This window comes from Kitasatospora sp. LaBMicrA B282, assembly GCF_050325825.1.
Classification (GTDB): domain Bacteria; phylum Actinomycetota; class Actinomycetes; order Streptomycetales; family Streptomycetaceae; genus Kitasatospora.
Window position 1 is genome coordinate 61,468 of the sequence record NZ_JBNQTI010000010.1, and the last position, 16,364, is coordinate 77,831.

At 72.1% G+C, this 16,364-nt stretch carries 16 protein-coding genes; 7 read left to right on the forward strand and 9 right to left on the reverse strand.

The features are described from left to right. Positions 1-20 precede the first annotated feature (20 nt). A complete protein-coding gene (locus tag ACQRUO_RS05400) occupies positions 21-863 on the forward strand; it encodes a phosphatase PAP2 family protein (RefSeq protein WP_428314553.1) in 843 nt (280 codons plus the stop codon). 87 nt (positions 864-950) lie between these two features. After that, the gene (locus ACQRUO_RS05405; RefSeq protein WP_428314554.1) at positions 951-2,129 is read left to right on the forward strand and encodes an MFS transporter; all 1,179 of its coding nucleotides are present in this window, start codon (positions 951-953) and stop codon (positions 2,127-2,129) included. On the opposite strand, the gene ACQRUO_RS05410 is transcribed toward ACQRUO_RS05405, so the two are convergent. The 4 genes from ACQRUO_RS05410 to ACQRUO_RS05425 are packed head-to-tail and all read right to left on the reverse strand — an operon-like array spanning position 2,102 to position 8,405. Beyond that, the gene (locus ACQRUO_RS05410; RefSeq protein WP_428314555.1) at positions 2,102-2,590 is read right to left on the reverse strand and encodes a hypothetical protein; all 489 of its coding nucleotides are present in this window, start codon (positions 2,588-2,590) and stop codon (positions 2,102-2,104) included. The two genes, ACQRUO_RS05405 and ACQRUO_RS05410, sit on opposite strands and share 28 nt — an antisense overlap. Further along, positions 2,577-3,086, reverse strand: coding sequence for an Imm50 family immunity protein (locus ACQRUO_RS05415; protein ID WP_428314556.1), 510 nt, complete (start codon positions 3,084-3,086; stop codon positions 2,577-2,579). The genes ACQRUO_RS05410 and ACQRUO_RS05415 overlap by 14 nt, the downstream gene beginning before the upstream one ends. Then, the gene (locus ACQRUO_RS05420; RefSeq protein WP_428314557.1) at positions 3,067-8,028 is read right to left on the reverse strand and encodes a putative T7SS-secreted protein; all 4,962 of its coding nucleotides are present in this window, start codon (positions 8,026-8,028) and stop codon (positions 3,067-3,069) included. The genes ACQRUO_RS05415 and ACQRUO_RS05420 overlap by 20 nt, the downstream gene beginning before the upstream one ends. Further along, positions 8,028-8,405, reverse strand: coding sequence for an SseB family protein (locus tag ACQRUO_RS05425; protein WP_428314558.1), 378 nt, complete (start codon positions 8,403-8,405; stop codon positions 8,028-8,030). The genes ACQRUO_RS05420 and ACQRUO_RS05425 overlap by 1 nt, the downstream gene beginning before the upstream one ends. Positions 8,406-8,549: 144 nt before the next feature. On the opposite strand from ACQRUO_RS05425, the gene gcvH reads away from it, so the two are divergent. Further along, on the forward strand, positions 8,550-8,930 hold the full coding sequence (gcvH, locus tag ACQRUO_RS05430; RefSeq protein ID WP_428314559.1) for a glycine cleavage system protein GcvH: 381 nt from the start codon (positions 8,550-8,552) through the stop codon (positions 8,928-8,930). On the opposite strand, the gene ACQRUO_RS05435 is transcribed toward gcvH, so the two are convergent. Next, a complete protein-coding gene (locus tag ACQRUO_RS05435; RefSeq protein WP_428314560.1) occupies positions 8,909-9,595 on the reverse strand; it encodes a class I SAM-dependent DNA methyltransferase in 687 nt (228 codons plus the stop codon). The genes gcvH and ACQRUO_RS05435 overlap by 22 nt on opposite strands. A gap of 103 nt (positions 9,596-9,698) precedes the next feature. Between ACQRUO_RS05435 and ACQRUO_RS05440 the strand changes: the two genes are divergently transcribed. The 4 genes from ACQRUO_RS05440 (at position 9,699) to ACQRUO_RS05455 (ending at position 12,711) form a co-directional block, all read left to right on the forward strand. Continuing rightward, positions 9,699-10,469: a hypothetical protein gene (locus ACQRUO_RS05440; protein ID WP_428314561.1), complete on the forward strand. Its 771-nt coding sequence runs from the start codon at positions 9,699-9,701 to the stop codon at positions 10,467-10,469. A gap of 686 nt (positions 10,470-11,155) precedes the next feature. Further along, positions 11,156-11,443, forward strand: coding sequence for a hypothetical protein (locus tag ACQRUO_RS05445; RefSeq protein ID WP_428314562.1), 288 nt, complete (start codon positions 11,156-11,158; stop codon positions 11,441-11,443). A gap of 273 nt (positions 11,444-11,716) precedes the next feature. Beyond that, positions 11,717-12,553: a hypothetical protein gene (locus ACQRUO_RS05450; RefSeq protein ID WP_428314563.1), complete on the forward strand. Its 837-nt coding sequence runs from the start codon at positions 11,717-11,719 to the stop codon at positions 12,551-12,553. After that, positions 12,502-12,711 carry an ArsR/SmtB family transcription factor gene (locus ACQRUO_RS05455; protein ID WP_428314586.1) on the forward strand — a complete coding sequence of 70 codons (210 nt, stop codon included), beginning with the start codon at positions 12,502-12,504 and terminating at the stop codon, positions 12,709-12,711. The genes ACQRUO_RS05450 and ACQRUO_RS05455 overlap by 52 nt, the downstream gene beginning before the upstream one ends. 359 nt (positions 12,712-13,070) lie before the next feature. On the opposite strand, the gene ACQRUO_RS05460 is transcribed toward ACQRUO_RS05455, so the two are convergent. From ACQRUO_RS05460 to ACQRUO_RS05475, 4 genes are all read right to left on the reverse strand, one after another. Then, positions 13,071-13,439, reverse strand: coding sequence for a hypothetical protein (locus ACQRUO_RS05460; RefSeq protein WP_428314564.1), 369 nt, complete (start codon positions 13,437-13,439; stop codon positions 13,071-13,073). A 356-nt stretch (positions 13,440-13,795) separates the two neighbouring features. Next, on the reverse strand, positions 13,796-14,770 hold the full coding sequence (locus ACQRUO_RS05465) for a 2-dehydropantoate 2-reductase (protein WP_428314565.1): 975 nt from the start codon (positions 14,768-14,770) through the stop codon (positions 13,796-13,798). Then, on the reverse strand, positions 14,770-15,984 hold the full coding sequence (locus ACQRUO_RS05470; protein ID WP_428314566.1) for a cytochrome P450 family protein: 1,215 nt from the start codon (positions 15,982-15,984) through the stop codon (positions 14,770-14,772). The genes ACQRUO_RS05465 and ACQRUO_RS05470 overlap by 1 nt, the downstream gene beginning before the upstream one ends. Continuing rightward, the gene (locus ACQRUO_RS05475; protein ID WP_428314567.1) at positions 15,984-16,328 is read right to left on the reverse strand and encodes a MoaD/ThiS family protein; all 345 of its coding nucleotides are present in this window, start codon (positions 16,326-16,328) and stop codon (positions 15,984-15,986) included. The genes ACQRUO_RS05470 and ACQRUO_RS05475 overlap by 1 nt, the downstream gene beginning before the upstream one ends. Between the last annotated feature and the right edge of the window lie 36 nt (positions 16,329-16,364).

Consider the following 16,364-nt stretch of genomic DNA (forward strand, 5'->3'; position numbering starts at 1 on the left):
CACACGCGCTCAAGGAGGGGATGACGCTGAAGAACGACTACGCCCAACCCGTAAGCGTGATTGACCCGGCACCCGTCGCAGAGGCCCCACCGGCGCCCGAACGGGTACCGGGGGCCGCTCCGCGGCGGCCGTGGTGGCGACGCGGGCGGTGGGAACTGCTGCTGCTGGTGTACGCGGCCTACGACGGGAGCCGACTGCTCGTCAGTGGCAACCAGCTTCAGGCGCAGCAGCACGGGCTGCGCCTGCTCGCCATCGAGCGGGCGGTGGGGCTGAGTCCGGAGCACTGGGTCAACCACGCCTTCGCGGCGCATCCCTGGCTGGGCATACCCGCCGACTTCGTCTACTCCACGCTGCACTACGCGGTCACGGCGGCGGTGCTGTTCTGGGTGTGGCGGTTCCGCCGCGAGCACTACGCCCACGCCCGCACCTGGCTGCTGCTGACGACGACCCTGGGGCTGGTGGGGTTCGTGGCCTACCCGACGGCGCCGCCGCGACTGCTCGACGGCTCCTCGGGGTTCGTCGACGTCCTGGCCCAGCACGCCTCGATCGGGTGGTGGAGCGGCGGGGGCGGCGTACCGAAGGGGCTCGCCACGCTGACCAACGACTACGCGGCGATGCCGAGCCTGCACGTGGGCTGGGCCCTGTGGTGCGGGCTGCTGGTCTTCCGTCACGCTCGCGGCCGCGCGCTCCGGGTGCTTGGGCTGCTCTACCCCGCCGCCATAGCCGTCGTGGTGATGGGGACGGCCAACCACTACCTGCTGGACTGCGTGGCCGGTGTTGCGGTGACCGTGCTCGGTCTGCTGGGCACCGGGTCGCTGATGCGGCTGGGCGCGCGGCTCGAGGCGAGGCGGGCGACCAGCTGATCATGCCCCGGCGGCCGCGTCGTCGGTAGAGTGCTGCCCGTGACGGATCCGGCGGACGGTCGGCCCCCGGGACGGGGTCCTGCGTGGTTGACCCGGAACGTGCGGGTGCTCTGCGGTGTCTCGTTCCTCCAGGACGCGGCCAGCGAACTGCTCTACCCGATCCTGCCGATCTTCCTGACCACCGTGCTGGGCGCGCCTCCCTCGGTGGTGGGCGCGACGGAGGGGCTGGCCGAGGGCGTCGCCTCGGTCACCAAGGTGGTGGCCGGGCGGCTGGCGGACCGGATCCGGCGCCGCCCGTTGATCGGACTGGGCTACGGCCTGGCGGCGTTCGGGAAGCTGCTGATCGCGCTCGCCGTGGTGTGGCCGATGGTGCTGGTCGCCCGGGTGGTGGACCGGATCGGCAAGGGGCTGCGGTCGGCGCCCCGGGACGCGCTGCTGATCGAGGGCGTCCCGCCGGGGCAGCGCGGGCGGGTCTTCGGCCTGCACCGCGCCGCCGACACCGCGGGCGCGGTGGTCGGCCCGCTGATCGGGCTGGCGCTCTACGAGGCGCTGGACCACCGCTTGCGCCCGCTGTTCTGGGTGGCCGTCATCCCGGCCTGCGCCTCGGTCGCGCTGGTGGCGGCGGTGCGGGACACCACCGCAGCCCGCACCCCGAGCCGGGCGCCGCGGGCGACCGGTGGACCGCGGTGGCAGGAGCTGCCGTCCGGGTTCTGGCGGGTGCTGGTGCTGTTGACGCTGTTCGGGCTGGTCAACTTCCCCGACGCGCTGCTGTTGCTGCGCGCGCACGACCTGGGGCTGGGCACGGCCGGGGTGGTGCTGGCGTACGCGGTCTACAACGTGACGTACGCCGGGTTGTCGTACCCGGCCGGCGCGCTGTCGGACCGGTTCTCCCGGCCGCTGGTCTTCGCCTGCGGGCTGGTCTTCTTCGCGGTCGGCTACCTGGGGCTGGGACTGATCCACAGCTCCTGGCTCGTCTTCGTGGTGCTGCCGCTGTACGGCGGGTTCGCCGCGTGCACGGACGGGGTCGGCCGCGGGTGGATCTCCACCCTGGTGCCGGACGCGGCGCAGGGCACTGCCCAGGGCCTCTACCAGGGGGCGACCGGCGCGGCGGTGCTGGTAGCCGGCCTCTGGGCAGGACTGGCCTGGGGCAGTGCCGGCCGGCTGCCGCTGCTGGTCTCGGGCGCGGTGGGGCTGCTGGTCGCCGTCGCGCTGGCCGCCGACGCCGTGCTGCGCCCGGGTCAGCCGAACTCGGGCGCGGCCCGGTAGGAGCGCAGGCCCTCGACCCGGCAGGAGTCGGCCAGGAAGTCGATGCGCCAGCCCTCGCCGGCCAGGGCGACCCGGAGGGTGCCGGGGTCGACCGGGTCGAACGGGGTGCGCGGGTCGAGCGGGTCGATGGTGCAGCTCCGCAGTCCCAGGTGGTCCCAGCCGGTGACGGCGAGGTCGCGGACGCCGGCGAAGACCAGGAAGAACTCGAGCGCGTTCCGGCCGTCCGCGAAGAGCGGGGAGGTGGCGGCGCCCGGGGGGTCGATGGCGTCGAAGCCCAGGGTGACCCCGCTGTCCGCCCGTTCGTCGACGAGGACGCCGGTGAAGTCGAGGGCGGGGAGGGCGGGCGCCCCGTGGAACAGCTCGGTCAGCTGGTGGGCGCCGCGGACGTGGTCGATCCAGGCGGAGCCGGCCTCGGAGCCGGGTTCGGATCCGGCGTCAGAGCCAGCGTCAGATCCGGCCATAGTAGTTCTTCTTCCAGGTCGGGGGCGGGGTGGTGTGGAGCCGGCGGTCGAGCGGGCTCAGGTAGTGGTGGACCGGCTGCTCCCCCGGCGCCGGGGCGGTCGCGGCGCTCCAGGCGCTCAGCCGGCCGATGGTGACCGAGCGGTGGGCGGCGAAGGCGAGGTCCAGCTCGGCGCCGCGCAGCCGGACCCGGATCCGGTCGGGTTCCGGTTCGGTGAACCGGAACCCGACCGGCGCGGGGAACCGGGCCGGGGTCAGCGACAGCTCCGCGACGGCGAGGAACTGCAGGTGGAACTCGACGTGGTCGCAGCCGGCCGCCGACCACTCGGCCGGCGGCTGCTCCGGCAGCCTGGTGGTGCTGAGCCGCAGCGTGACGGTCGGCCCCCGCCGGTCGAGGTGGACGGAGTGCAGCACCAGCGGATCGAGGTCCGCCGGCTGCTCGTACAGGCCGGAGAGCTTCTCGGGATTGCGGAGGAGGTCAGCCCAGGCTGGGGTCATAGTAGTAGTGCGCTTCTGCCGGAGGTGGGAGGACGCCGTTTCGCGGGTCGTCGAGGGGCCTGACGTGGACGTGGGGCGGTTGGTCGCCGATGCCGTTGGGATCGCCGAACGAATGCCCCGTGTAGTGGTCCTGGAAGACGATGATGTCACCGTCCTTGGTCTCGTAGTACTCCTGGTGGAAGTAGACCGGCTGGTGGTTCTCGTCCAGGATCTGCTTCCCGCCCCGGGTGGTGGAGGGGACCCAGTCCTCGTCGATCGGCACCGCGTCGTCGGCCACGCCGGCGTCCCGGAGCGCCTGTCGCTTCGCCGCGTCCCGGCACGGCGCGAGGCCGAGCGGGTCGCTGCCGACCAGCGGGTTGCCGACGTAGGAGTGGTGGTCCGGTGCGGGCCGCAGACCGATCGGGTCGGGCGAGACGTACCGGGCGGCCTCCGGGTCGAAGTAGCGGTTCAGGTTGTAGTGGAGCCGGCTCTCCGGGTCGTAGTACTGGCCCGGGAGGCGCAGCGGCGTGTAGGTGCTGCTGTGCTTCGGCCAGGTGGTCGCGCCCCAGATGTTGGCCCGGCTGCGCCAGGCGCTGCCGCCGTGCTCGTCGATCAGTTCGATCGGCGTGCCGATCAGGTCCGTGACGATGGCGAAGAAGCGCCGGTCGACCTCGGCCTGGGTCCCGTCGGACGGGCCGCCGCCGGAGGGGCCGGCAGCGGACTCGCCGCCGGACGGGCCGCCGGGTGTCGCGCCGGTGATCCGTTCGCTCTGGGCCACCGGTCGGCCCCGCTCGTGGTCCCAGGTGATGACGTGCGGGCCGGGCAGCCCGGGGGTCCACGAGGTCTGTTCGACCAGCGTCGCGCCGTCCCAGGTGAAGACGGTGCGCTCCACCGCGGTGCTGCCGTCCGCGCCGATCCGCTGCTTGGCCGTGCGGCGGCCGAGCGGGTCGTACTGGTAGCGCCAGACCTGGCCGTCCGGCGTGGTCACCGCGACCAGTCGGTCCTCGGCGTCCCAGCGGTAGCGCCAGGTGTCGGGCTTGCGGGACAGGTTGATCCGCTGGCGCAGCGTCACCCGGCCCTGGCCGTCGTACTCGTAGCGCAGGCTGCCGGCGCGCCGGACCAGCGTGCCCTGGTAGGCGCGCTCCCCCAGCGCGGCGCTGCCGGCGGAGCCGGCCGGCCAGGCAGCGGCGGTGGGCCGCCCGGTCAGGTCGTAGTCGTAGCTCTCGGTCCAGTGGTCGGCGTGCACGGCCACCACCCGGCCGAGCCGGTCCAGGTCGAACCGCCGGGTGCCCTGCTCCAGGTCGTCGACCTGGAGCAGTCGCCCGTCCGGCCGGTAGCGGTAGGAGCGCCGACGCAGCAGGGTGCCGGCGGCGGCCTCGGCGGCCAGGGGGCCGTCCGCCGCGAGGGCGCCGTCCGGGGTGAGGGGGCCGGTGGCGGCGAGGGCGCCGTCCGGGGTGAGGGGGCCGGTGGCGGCGAGGGCGCCGGTGGCGGTCGCCGTCAGGGTCTGGTCGACGGGTCGGTGCGCCGGGTCCCAGTTGGTGGCCAGCAGCAGGCTGTCCTGGATGAGGCGACCGGTCTCGCGCCCGGCCAGGTCGCGGTCGAAGGTCAGGACGGCGCCGGGGGCGGCGAGTTCGGCGGTATCGCCGCCCCGGTCGTAGGTCCACCGGCTGACCGCGCCCGAGGGGGTGCGGCGCTCGACCCGCCGGCCGGTGGCGTCGCGGGTGAAGGTGAGCGTCCGGCCGTCGCAGGTCTCCTCGACCAGCCGCCCGCAGCGGTCGTAGCGGCGCGTCAGCTCGGTGTCGGGGCCGACCGCGCGCACCAGGTGGCCCGACGCGTCGTGCTCGTAGGTGGTGACCGCGCCCTGGACCGACTTGCTGCTGACCGCGCCGAGCACGTCGTAGGCGTAGTCGATCCGCTCGCCGAGGCCGTTGCTGCGGGTGACCACCCGGCCGGCCGCGTCGCGCAGGTAGGTCAGGCGGCGCCCGTTGAAGTCGACCTCCGTCTCGAGCAGGCCACGCGGGTCGTAGTCGTAACGCCAGTGCAGGCCGGCCGGGTTGGTGACCCGGACCAGCCGGAGTTCGGTGTCGTACGCGAACCGGAAGCGGGCGCCGTCCGGCCCGGTGCGGGCGGTGAGCCGGTCGAAGTGGCCGTACTCGCAGCTGGTGACGGCGCCCACCGCGTCGGTGTGGCGGGTCATGTTGCCCTCGCCGTCGTAGACCCAGCTCTCGGTGGCGCCGGTGGGGTCGGTGCGGCGGGCCAGCCGCCCCTCCACCGTCCAGGACAGCTCGGTCACCCCTCCCACGGGGTCGGTGATGGCGACCGGCCGGCCGAACGCGTCGCGGCGGTAGCGGGTGCGGCCCCCGCGGGGGTCGACGACCTCGACGGGCAGCCCCGCCGGGTCGCAGCGGACGGTGGTGGTCCGGCCCAACGGGTCGGTGACGGCGGACAGGTGCCCGAACCGGTCGTAGGAGTAGCTGGTGACCGCGCCGGACGGGTCGACGGTGGCCGTGCGGTTGCCGGCCCGGTCGTACTCCTGGCGCCAGGTCCGGCCGGCGGGGTCGACGGTGGCCGTCGGCAGTCGGAGCAGGGGGTCGAAGGTGCTCGACGTCCGCCGGCCGTCCGGGCGGGTGGCGGCCACCAGGTTGCCGTCCGCGTCGTAGTCGAAGGTGGCCGTGCGGCCCGACGGGTCGGTGACCGAGAGCAGGCGGTTGTACGCGTCACGGGTGTGGCGCGTGACGCCGCCCAGCGGGTCGATCTCGGCGACGACCTGGGTCTTCGGGTTGACCAGGTAGCGGGTGGTGTGGCCCAGCGAGTCGGTCGCGCTGGTGGTGCGGAGGCCGGTCTCCGGGTCGGCTTCGCCGTAGCCGTAGCGGTAGCTCAGGTGGCCCTCGACGCCGCCCTGCGCGGTGCACCGGTGCAGTTCGTCGTACTGGTAGGCGTAGCGGGAGTCGTTGCGGTCGACCCAGGCGGTCATCCGGCCCAGGTCGTCGTACTCGAAGCGCTGCGGCAGGCCGGAGGAGTTGACGACCTCGGTGAGGTGGCCGTCCGTGTAGCCGTAGCGGACGAGTTCGAGCTCGGTCGGCCCGCCGTGGTCGGTCGCCGGGTCGGTCGACACGTCGGTGGACACGTCGGTCACCACGTCGGTCACCAGCGAGAGCGCGGTGATCCGGCCGTCGGCCGTGTCGACTTTCAGGTGGCGCCCCGCGCTGTGGCGGATGGCGAGGGGGACGCCGTCGAGGTCGTGGTCGAAGGCGATCCAGTGGTCGTTGCGGTCCCGGATCTCGAGCAGCGGCACGCGGCGCCCGTCGTCCGACGCGTTGCCGAACGTGCGCAGCAGGCCGGACTGCGGGTCGTGCACCGTGTAGCCACCGTCGCCGCGCCTGGTCAGCGGCCAGCGGGCGCCCGCGACCGGGAGCACGGACGCGTCGGGGGCGTCCGGGGCGTCGGGGGTGTCGGGGGTGTCCGACGCCGGATGCGGGTAGCTGAGGATGGCCCCGTCCGCCCGCACCAGCAGCACGCCCTCGGCGTCCACCACCAGGCGCTCGTCGAAGGTGCAGGACCAGGTCGGTCCCAGCCACAGCCCCGCCCGGTAGTCGGAGCGGTGCGTCCGGTCGAAGGTCAGCGGCAGCAGGCCCGGCAGGACGGTGTCGCGCTGGCGCAGGAACACGTGGCCGGTGGCGACGTCCACCGGGTCGCCGCAGTCGGTGACGTCCTTCGGTTCCTGACCTGCCTTGTCCGGGTTGTCCGCGGCGTCGCGGGCCGCGTTGTCGCCGGTGTCCTTCGCGGCGTTCTCGGCGGTGTCCTTCGCCGCGTTCGCCGCCACGTCCGCACCGGCCGTGGCGGCCTCCCCGCCTCCGTCGGTCGCCACGCCGAAGGCGACGTTGGTGATCAGCTTGCCGCCCGCCTCGAACGGGTCCGAGCCCCAACCCGAGCCGACGATGCTCTTGACCAGGTCGGTGGGGTGGACCTCGGCGTGCACCAGACCGGCCGCCACGCTGTTGAGGTGGTCGAGGTAGGTGGCCGGGTGGGTGATGTTGTAGATGTCCATCGGGTTCATGCTGCGCCCGAAGTCCACGATGTCCGCCGCGCCCTTGACCAGGCCGCCGTAGACGTGGGTCACCCCGGTCATGCCGCCCTCGGCCAGGTCGATCGAGTCCAGCTTCATCCGCTGGGTGAAGCTGGGCTCGGCCGGCGCGGTGTCGGTGGCGGCCTTGACCTTGGCGGCGGCACTGGTGGCCGCCTGGTCGCGGGCGGCACGGGCGCCGCGCAGCAGGTCCTGGGCGCGCGAGAGCTGCGTGGTGGTCGGGTCGTGGAAGTCACCCGGGTCGGTGGGCTTCGGACCGGGGTCCTGGTTCGCCTTCACCGCGGCGTTGTAGGTCTTGATCGCCTTGTTGTAGCTGTCGACGCTGGTGTTGTAGGTGTCCTGCGCCTGCTTGTAGGCCTTCTTCGCCGCGTTGTACGCGGCGATCGCCTGCTTCGCCTGGTCCTGCGCCCAGGCCACCGTCTCGGCGAAGGACTCCAGCTCCTGGGCGGCCGCCGAGCAGGAGTCCGCCGCGGTCAGCCACAGGCGCGGGTGCGGCTCGAACTTGGCCCGGAAGGCGTCGGCGGCCTGGCCCTGCCAGTGCGCGGAGTCCATCGCCTGCAGGCCGCCGCCGGTCTCCTCGAAGGCCTGGTGGAACTTGCGCAGGTCCCCGGCCGAGGTGATCAGGGCCTTGGTGTCGCCGTGCACCAGGTCCTTCGGGTCGTCGGACTCGCCCAGCTGCTTCTCGCCGACCTGGGCGCCGAGTTTGTCGGCGACGTGGTCACCGAAGTCGTCGACCGCCTTCGCCGCGCTGTGCAGGCCGACCAGGTCGAGCCCGTCGCCGGCCAGGTGCGAGGCCGAGTCGACGGCCTCGCCCAGGCCCTTCTTTCCGTCGTTGTAGAGGCCCTCGACGCCGTTGCCGATGTCGTCCAGCAGCCCCATCAGGCTGTCACCGCCGAGGCCGCCGCCACCGCCGACGCCGGGAGGAGGAAGGGCGCGGGGCCGGCGACGTCGAGCGCCAGTCCGACGGGGGCAGCCGGGGCCGCCAGTGCGGGGAGTGCGACGTCGAGGACGCGTGAACCGCGCACCCACAGGTACTCCACCTCGCCGCTGATGCCGCGGGCGGTGGCGAAGCGGGCGAGGGCGTCCTCACCAGTGAACGCGTACAGCCAGCGCACGCCCTCGGCGTCCCCGGCCACGGGCTCCCCGTCCTGCGTGGGCAGCAGCACCAGTGCCGCGCGCAGCTCCCGGACCAGCCCGGGCCCGTCCACCTGCCCCGCGTGCAACGCCGCCAGCCGCTCGCTCAACCTCCCGGACACCGGGCCCCCGTCCTACTCGACAGTCCGTTTGATACGAATGATCACCTTAATGGAATGCGGAGGGCACTTCCCCGAACGCCGCCTCTGACGCACGCCGATATGACACTGTGTCATCTACCGATCACGGATCAGAGGAGCCCTGCCATGGCGAACGTCCCTACCGATCGCAAGTACACAGAAGAGCACGAGTGGGTGCTCACCGAAGCCGACGGGACCGTGGCCATCGGCCTCACCGACCACGCCCAGAACACGCTGGGGGACATCGTCTTCTTCGAGCTGCCCAAGGTGGGCACGAAGGTCAAGGCCGGGGCGCCCGTCGGCATCGTCGAGTCGGTCAAGGCCGCCTCCGACATCTACACCCCGGTCGCCGGCGAGGTCGTCGCGATCAACGAGGACGTCGTCGACTCGCCCGAGGACGTGAACGGCGACCCGTACGGCCTCTGGCTGTTCAGGATCAAGCTGGCGACCGGCGCCTCCACTGCCGACCTGCTGGACGCCGCCGCCTACACGAAGCTGCTCGGGTGACCCGCCTGCGGTTCGCTCCCGCGAGGCGGGCGGCGCGCGAAGAGGAGCGCCCCCGGAACGCTCTCGTCGGGGTCGGTCAGCAAGTGGGCCTCGACCACGAACCCGGCATCGCGTAGCCAAGCCGCCACTTGCTCGGGTTGACGGCGGTGGACCTGGACCTTCATCGGGTGACCGCCGTAGCCCTGCGTCTTCAGCCGCGACTCGGCGCCGACGTGAAAGCCGAGCAGCAGCGGTCCACCGGGACGCAACACCCGCCGGAAGTGACCGAAGACCGTGGGGACCGCATCGTCGGGGATGTGGATCAGCGACCAGAACGCGAGCAGGCCGGCGACCGACTCGTCGGCAAGGTCGGGGTCCGTCATCGAGCCCACCTCGAACCGCAGGCCGGGACGGTCACGCCGGGCCACGTCGATCATCGCGGGTGAAAGGTCGATACCGAAGGCGTCGAGCCCCAACTCGCCCAGGTGGGCGGTGACGTGCCCCGGGCCACACCCCACGTCCGCCACCGGCCCACCACCGGAGGCGTGCACCAGGTCGGCGAACAACGCCAGAGCCGCTCGCAGGTACGGCGCCCCGGCCAGAGCGTCACGAATGTAGTCGGCATAGCTGACTGCGACGGTGTCGTATGAGGTCCGGGTATCTGCCAACCAGCCGTCCGCGTTCATGCCCGACACAGTAGCCCGGTGATCAAGTTCCGTGCACCGCTCCCTCGCCGGCCGCACTGCGGACCCGCCGGCCGGTGTCACCAGGTGACGGGATAATCCGGGCGTGACGAACGACGCCGTACTCGCTCCTGAGGCCTTGCCCAGTCCTGCCGAGGTTCTGAGCCGGACACGCTGGAGCGAGCTGTCACACGCAATGGGACCAGCAGCAGACGTGCCGCTCCACCTGACTGCGCTCCTGGACCCCGACCAGCACCGACGCAGCAGCGCGCTCGACTTCCTGAACCATGTGGTGCACCACCAGAACACGCTCTACGAGGCGACCGCGCCGACCGCCCTGTACGTGGCTGGGATCCTGTCCGACCCACGCACCGCACTGCCGATCGACCTGGCGCGCAACGATCTGCCAGGGGTGATGAGGGCTGCGCTCCTGGACTGGCTCGGCTCGGTGGCAGCCGAGGCCAACGATACGGCCGCAGAGGTCCTCCGGCGGCATGGCTTCGTACCCGAGGACTACCTGCCCTTCGTCGAGACGAACCGGCTGCTGCCGCTGCTGTTCAATCCAGTCGCCGCCTTTACGCGGGACCACGACCTGGCAGTTCGCGAGGCTGCCATAGCCGCGTGCATCCCCCTGGTGGACGACGCGCGGCTGCGGCAACACCGCAGGAAACTGATCCCGTTGCTCCGCGAGGTTCTCGGAGCAAGCGCCGAGTGGCAGTACCGCGAGCGGGCGATCGACGCACTGGAAGAGTGGAGCGAGAACACGACCGGCCTTGCCGGCCGCGATCCCTGGGACTTCACCGACGCCGTCCTACCCCGTTGTTCCGATGGCCCGGACTGCCCCAACGACAAACTGCAAGATCAGCTGCCGTTTTGACGCACCACTCGGCGCTCGAACGACAACTTCGCTCTCGGGCATGGCAATGGGCACGATGTCGATGGCCGAGGATCGGTTGGGGGTGGTGTTCCCCCGAGGTCCGAGGAGCCGGCCCCCCGGGGGGCTCCCAGTGCGGAGTTCATGATCTGAGCCGTGCCTGACCCCAGTTGGGTCGGATGCGGCTCCACCATGGCCGCGGACGTGCAGGCCCCCAATCGTCGAACCAGCGGAGCCAGCTGGGGGTGTCCTCGCCCCGTGGTAGCCGCGCCAACGCGCCCGCCACTTCCTTTCGCGGCTTCGGCAGGAGGACAGAGCTGGACTCAACGCTCCCGAAGAACCACTCGGCGAAGGTGGGCGGCCCGGCGAAGGTGAAGATCGGTCTGATGCGGTCATGGATGGACCGCTCGTCGTACCACACGGTCCCGCGGTAGGGGCCGCTCACGATCAGCAGGGTGGAGAACGTGCCGTCGCCGGAGAGGAAGACAGCTCCGGTGGTACGACCGCTTGCTGCGTCGACGGCTTCACACCGCGAGCGTCCGACGACGTACTTTGTCCCAGTCCACCCCGTGCATGGCGGCAGGATAGCCCTCACCGGTCACCGATGGGCTGGGTGCTGCCGCCCGGCCCGTGCTGACCGGCGTGGTCATGGCCTTGCTATGACGATGGCGGCCGACCATGCTGTGCCGATGCCAGGACAGCGGAAGAGAAAACGTCAGCGGCGCGGCGAGGTGCAGCGGACCACCGCTCGCTTCGCGCCTGACGCGGGCCACTGGGAAGTGCTGTTCGAGACCCAGGACGAGTCGGAGTGGCGCGACCACATCCACCGTCTCCGAGCGACGGACACGCAGATCGACTGGACGGCGATACGGATCGACACGTTCTGCGGGCGCTTGGTGCAGCCGACCACCTACCGGCTCAGCCTCTTCGTGCCGACCCCCGAGCCCGATCCGGTGCGGGACTCCAGCACCAACTGATCTCGTGGGGCCCGCAGAGGCGAGTTGGCCGGCGCAGCGGTGGCCAGGCCGATCCTGGTACCTGCGAGCATCGGCCCTGCCGTGACCGGCCCGGCGCGCCGGTTGCGATGGGCCATGCACCACTCCTCATCTGGCAGCTGATATGAATAGATGGAGCGTGTACGTAAGCTGATGTACCGTCAAGGCGGTCCGCAGCCGGCCCCGAGGGGCGGCCGTGCGGCCCCGGCGGCCCACTCGCTGGCCCCGGTGCATGCCACACCCCAGGAGGAGTCCGTGCTCGAATTCGGCTTCGGCATCGCCGACATGGCGAACGTCCGGTTCAGCGTCTCGCCGATGGACCAGATCCTCGGCGCTGCCGCGCGGTCGGAGCACTCCTGCATCGGAACCTCCATCAACCACGCCCGGTGGTGGCGCCAGGCGAAGCGTCACGTCCCCCGCCGGGCCGCCCCACTGTTCGACCTGGTCAACGCCAGTTTCAGGGGCATACCCGACTTCCTCGACATCGAGGGCTGCCATCGGCTCACCGACTCACTCGACGCCATCCTCGCGGTCCCGGAAACCCTCCTCCACGCAGACCTCGCCTCCTACGACCTCGAACCGAAACTTCCGCGTGTCGTAGCCGAGTTGCGCGATGCCGGGCCGCGACAGCTACGGCGGATCGCGGACGGCGCCTGGGCGCTGTTCAGGGCCTGTCTCGAACCGGACTGGCCCGACATCCAGCGCCTCCTGCAATCCGACATCGCCGACCACGCACGCACCGCCGCCGAGTCGGGAACCGGCTCCATGCTGGACCGACTCCACCCGAAGCTCGCCTGGCGCGAGGAAGGAGTCCTGCAGTACGCCACACCCGAGCTGGACGCCACCTGCGACCTGGGTGGCCGGGGACTCCAACTGCGCCCCAGCTTCTTCCTCCAGGACGGCATCGTCGCCATCCCCGACGAGCGGCGGCCGACCGCCCTGCTGTACCCGATCGGCACCCGCCGTACCGAGCAGAAGCCCACAGACCGGGACGGACTGGCCGACCTGATCGGCCCCGCCGAGCCCGGGCCCTGCGTGCGATCGGCCGGAACCCGTGCTCCACCTCCCAGCTCGCCCAACGTCTCGGCGTGACCTCCCCGTCCGCATCCGCCCACGCCACTGCACTGCGCACGGCCGGGGCCATCACCACCGAACGCGAAGGGCGACAGGTCCGCCACGCCCTCACGCGGCTCGGGTACGACCTGCTGCTGAACAACTCCGACCGGCAGGCCCAGCGCCCGGCCGTGTGACTCCTCGGCTCGTTCCGGACAGCACGATCGGTGGGCCCGACGAGGCAACTGCGCTTCATGGCGGGCGTTCGTCTGCGGGGGCGTCGGGAATCGGGGGCCGGCAGGTGCCCGTGCGGTAGGCATGGAAGGTGGGAGCGGATGGAATCCGGGGACGAGCAGCAGAGACGATCTCTCCTCAGAATCCAGAAGCGCCGAGATCCCGTCCATCAATCGATCGGACGGGATCTCGGCGACCACGGCGCTCAATATATAGCCGGCATAGCCGTCGCAGCCCGTGGTGGCGTTCCAGGCTCCCGCGATGCCCCCGATCGAGACGCCGTTCGACCGGAGCCGCTCAAGATCGGAACGACAACAGCCACTTACGGGGTCTGGATGGTGTAGCTGGCGAGGTTGCCGCTGCAGGTCCCACCGGGGCCGAACACCGCAGTAACGACATACCCCGACGGAATGGGCGAGTTCGAGCAGACACTCATCGGACTGTACGGCGTCTGGATCGTGTAGCTGGCCAGGTTACCGCTACAGACCCCACCAGGACCGAACACCGCAGTAACGACATACCCCGACGGAATAGGCGAGTTCGAGCAGATGCTCAATGAGGTGGCAGGCACTGCTCGCACCGCCGTGGCTGCGGACGCGGTCTGCGCCGCCCACGCCGTGCCGACGAGTGCGCCGATCATCAGGGCGAGTGCTGTGAAGAGCCTGGTGAGTTTGTCGCGGGAGGCCTTCATTCGGTGCTCCTGTCTGTCGCTCTGTGAGGTACGACCCCGTGGTGCCGTGCTCTCCTTCCGGCCGGCATGGGGCCGGAAGGAGAGCACGAGCCTGCCCATGGGCTGTCGGTTGTTGACCCGCACGGGTGAACAGACAGATGCTTTCAGCGCCGGCCTTGAGCCGACGAGCTATTAGGCACTGGGCCTCATGGTCTGCGCGCTGCACCGGGATCGGCGTGGCCACCGGTCGCGCCCTGGGTGAGCGCCGCGGGACGGCTGGCGCCGTCCGGGCGAGCCAGGTAGGCGGCGGTGGGGTGCACCGGGGCTCCTTCGTCAGTTGGTACGCGGTGACGAAGCGAGCCTGCTCGCCCGGCTGTTCAGCGGTGCTCGCCGGACAAGGACGAGCGCGCCGCCAGGAGTTCGTACAGCAGCCCCAGCACCGGTGCCGGCTCGCCCGCGCGGGCGGCCAGGCGGACGGCGGCGCCGGTCCAGGCGTCGAGCTCGGACGGCCGGCCGGCCAGGAGGTCGCGTTGCAGGGAGGTGGCCGCGTCCGGCGGCTGGCGGTCCATCAGGGCCGTGGCCGTCTCGACGGCGTCGGCCGGGAGGTCGATGCCGAGCGCACGGGCCGTCCGCTCGATCTCCCGCATCGCCGCCACCAGCAGCTGCCGCGTGCCGTCCCGCTCGCGGAGTTGCCCGATGGTCGCCCCGCCCGTGGCGGCGCCGAGGCTGCCGACCGGGACCACCAGCAGGAACTTCGCCCACAGCTCGGCCCAGATGTCCGCCGGCTCCGGCGCCGTGACCGACGCGGCGCGCAGCACCTCCCGCAACCGCGCGACCCGGTCCGAGGTGCTGCCGTCCCACTCGGCGAAGCCGAGGGCGGCGGGCGGGCCCAGTTGCCGGACCCGGCCCGGGGCGGTTCGGGTCGCGACGACCCGGGCCAGGCCGGGCAGCACCCGGTCGCGGCCGAAGCGGACCGCGACCTGCTCGGGGGCCTCGACGCCGTTCTGCACGGTGACCACCGCGGTGGTGGGGCCGAGCAGCGGGGGCAGCGCGTCGAGGGCCGCGGGCAGCTGCGGGGTCTTGACGCAGAGCAGCACCAGGTCGACCTCGCCGAGCTCCCGCGGGTCGTCCGAGGCCGACACCGCGGGCGCGGGCACGGACCAGTCGCCCGCGGCATCGCTGACCTGCAGCCCGGTGCTGCGGAGCGCGGCCAGCTGCTCGCCGCGGGCCAGGAACCGCACCGGGGTCCCGGCCGCGGCGAGCCGGCCGCCGAGCACGCCGCCCACTCCCCCCGCACCGACCACAGCGATGCGCGGGTCGGCGATGCGCGGGTCACGAAGGGTGGCGCTCATCAGGGCAGCCTCCGCCCGACCCGGACCGGGAGGGCCTCCAGGCCCCGGCTGAGGGAGCTGTCGGAGAGCCAGGCGATCTCCTCGGGCGCGACGGCGAGGGCCAGGTCCGGCAGGCGGCGCAGCAGGGTGGTGAAGGCGAGCTCGCCCTGGAGCCGGCCCAGCGGGGCGCCGACGCAGAAGTGCGGGCCGTGGCCGAAGGCGAGGTGGTGGTTGGGGTACCGGGTGACGTCGAAGCGCTCGGGGTCCTCGTACACCTCCGGGTCGTGCCCGGCGCCGGCCAGCGACAGGTGCACGAAGCTGCCCTCGGGGATCTCCACCTCGCCGAGCCGCAGGTCCTGTGCCGCGATCCGCAGCGAGGCCCAGGAGGCCGAGCCCTCGTAGCGCAGGATCTCCTCGACGGCCGAGGGCACCAGCTCGGGGGTGGCGCGCAGCTTGGCGAGCTGCTCGGGGTGGCAGAGCAGCAGGGCCGTCCCGTTCCCCAGCATGTTGGCCACCGTCTTGTGCCCGGCGATCAGCAGCAGCAGGATCGTCGAGTACAGCTCCCGGTCGTTGACGAAGACGCCCGAGTCCCGGCCGCGGACCAGGTCGCTCAGCAGGTCGTCCCGCAGGTTGGCGCGGCGCTCGGCGACCAGCCTGCCGAAGTAGGCGAGGAACTCGTCGGTGGCCGCCTTCAGTTCCGACTCCGGGTACTGGAAAGGGTCCTGGCTGAGGACGTAGCCCCACTGCTGGAACAGCGGCCGGTCGCAGACCGGGATCCCGAGGTACTCGCTGATCACGGTGAGCGGCAGCGGCAGCGCGAAGGCGTCCAGCAGGTCGACCTCGCCGGACTCCGGGAAGGCGTCGATCAGCTCGTCGATGATCTCCTGGATGCGCGGGCGCAGGCCGGCGATCCGGCCGGGGACGAAGGCCCGGCTGACCGGCTTGCGCAGCCGGGTGTGCTCGGGCGGGTCGGCGAAGCCCAGGTTGCGGACCATCAGGAGGCTGTCGGCGTGGGCCTTCTCCCGGTAGCGGGTGGGCAGGCTCTCGACCCGCTTGGAGAGCCGCGGGTCGCCGAGGGCCTCGGCGACGGCCTGGTGACCGAGGACCGCGTACGCCTCGGCGCCCGGCGGGTAGTCGATCCGGTGGACCGGGCACTTGGCCCGCAGCTCGGCGGTGGCCTCGTGCGGGGAGGCGCCGGGGGCGGTGAAGAACTCGGCGGGCAGGGTGTCGGTCATCACGACTCCCGGGTGGGGGCCGCTCCGCTGCCGCCGGCCACGGCCGGGACGATCCAGATCACGTCCCGGTCGGCCACCTTGGTCTCGAGGCCGTCGTCGCCGCGGATGTCGGTGTCGTTGCGGTAGACGTTGACGTAGCGCTTCATGGAGCCCTGCTGGTCCACGATCCGGTCCAGGACGCCGGGACAGTCCCGGTCGAGGACGTGGAGCACCTCGCGGATGCTGTCCCCCGCGGCCGGGATCTGCCGCCGGCCGCCGGTCAGGGTGTGGAAGGCGGCGGGCAGGTGGACGGTCACGGCGGGCGCGGTCAGGGTCGGGGCGGCGTTCGGCGTGGTTTCGGGCATGGCTGTCTCCCTCGGTGGGTGAGCGAGGTGGGTGAG

Bases quoted from the DNA above. Each gene is read 5' to 3' on its own strand.
- ACQRUO_RS05400 (WP_428314553.1), top strand. From the start codon at position 21: ATGACGCTGAAGAACGACTACGCCCAACCCGTAAGCGTGATTGACCCG.
- ACQRUO_RS05410 (WP_428314555.1), bottom strand. From the start codon at position 2,590: ATGGCCGGATCTGACGCTGGCTCTGACGCCGGATCCGAACCCGGCTCC.
- ACQRUO_RS05415 (WP_428314556.1), bottom strand. From the start codon at position 3,086: ATGACCCCAGCCTGGGCTGACCTCCTCCGCAATCCCGAGAAGCTCTCC.
- ACQRUO_RS05420 (WP_428314557.1), bottom strand. From the start codon at position 8,028: ATGGGGCTGCTGGACGACATCGGCAACGGCGTCGAGGGCCTCTACAAC.
- gcvH (WP_428314559.1), top strand. From the start codon at position 8,550: ATGGCGAACGTCCCTACCGATCGCAAGTACACAGAAGAGCACGAGTGG.
- ACQRUO_RS05435 (WP_428314560.1), bottom strand. From the start codon at position 9,595: ATGAACGCGGACGGCTGGTTGGCAGATACCCGGACCTCATACGACACC.
- ACQRUO_RS05445 (WP_428314562.1), top strand. From the start codon at position 11,156: ATGCCAGGACAGCGGAAGAGAAAACGTCAGCGGCGCGGCGAGGTGCAG.
- ACQRUO_RS05460 (WP_428314564.1), bottom strand. From the start codon at position 13,439: ATGAAGGCCTCCCGCGACAAACTCACCAGGCTCTTCACAGCACTCGCC.
- ACQRUO_RS05465 (WP_428314565.1), bottom strand. From the start codon at position 14,770: ATGAGCGCCACCCTTCGTGACCCGCGCATCGCCGACCCGCGCATCGCT.
- ACQRUO_RS05470 (WP_428314566.1), bottom strand. From the start codon at position 15,984: ATGACCGACACCCTGCCCGCCGAGTTCTTCACCGCCCCCGGCGCCTCC.
- ACQRUO_RS05475 (WP_428314567.1), bottom strand. From the start codon at position 16,328: ATGCCCGAAACCACGCCGAACGCCGCCCCGACCCTGACCGCGCCCGCC.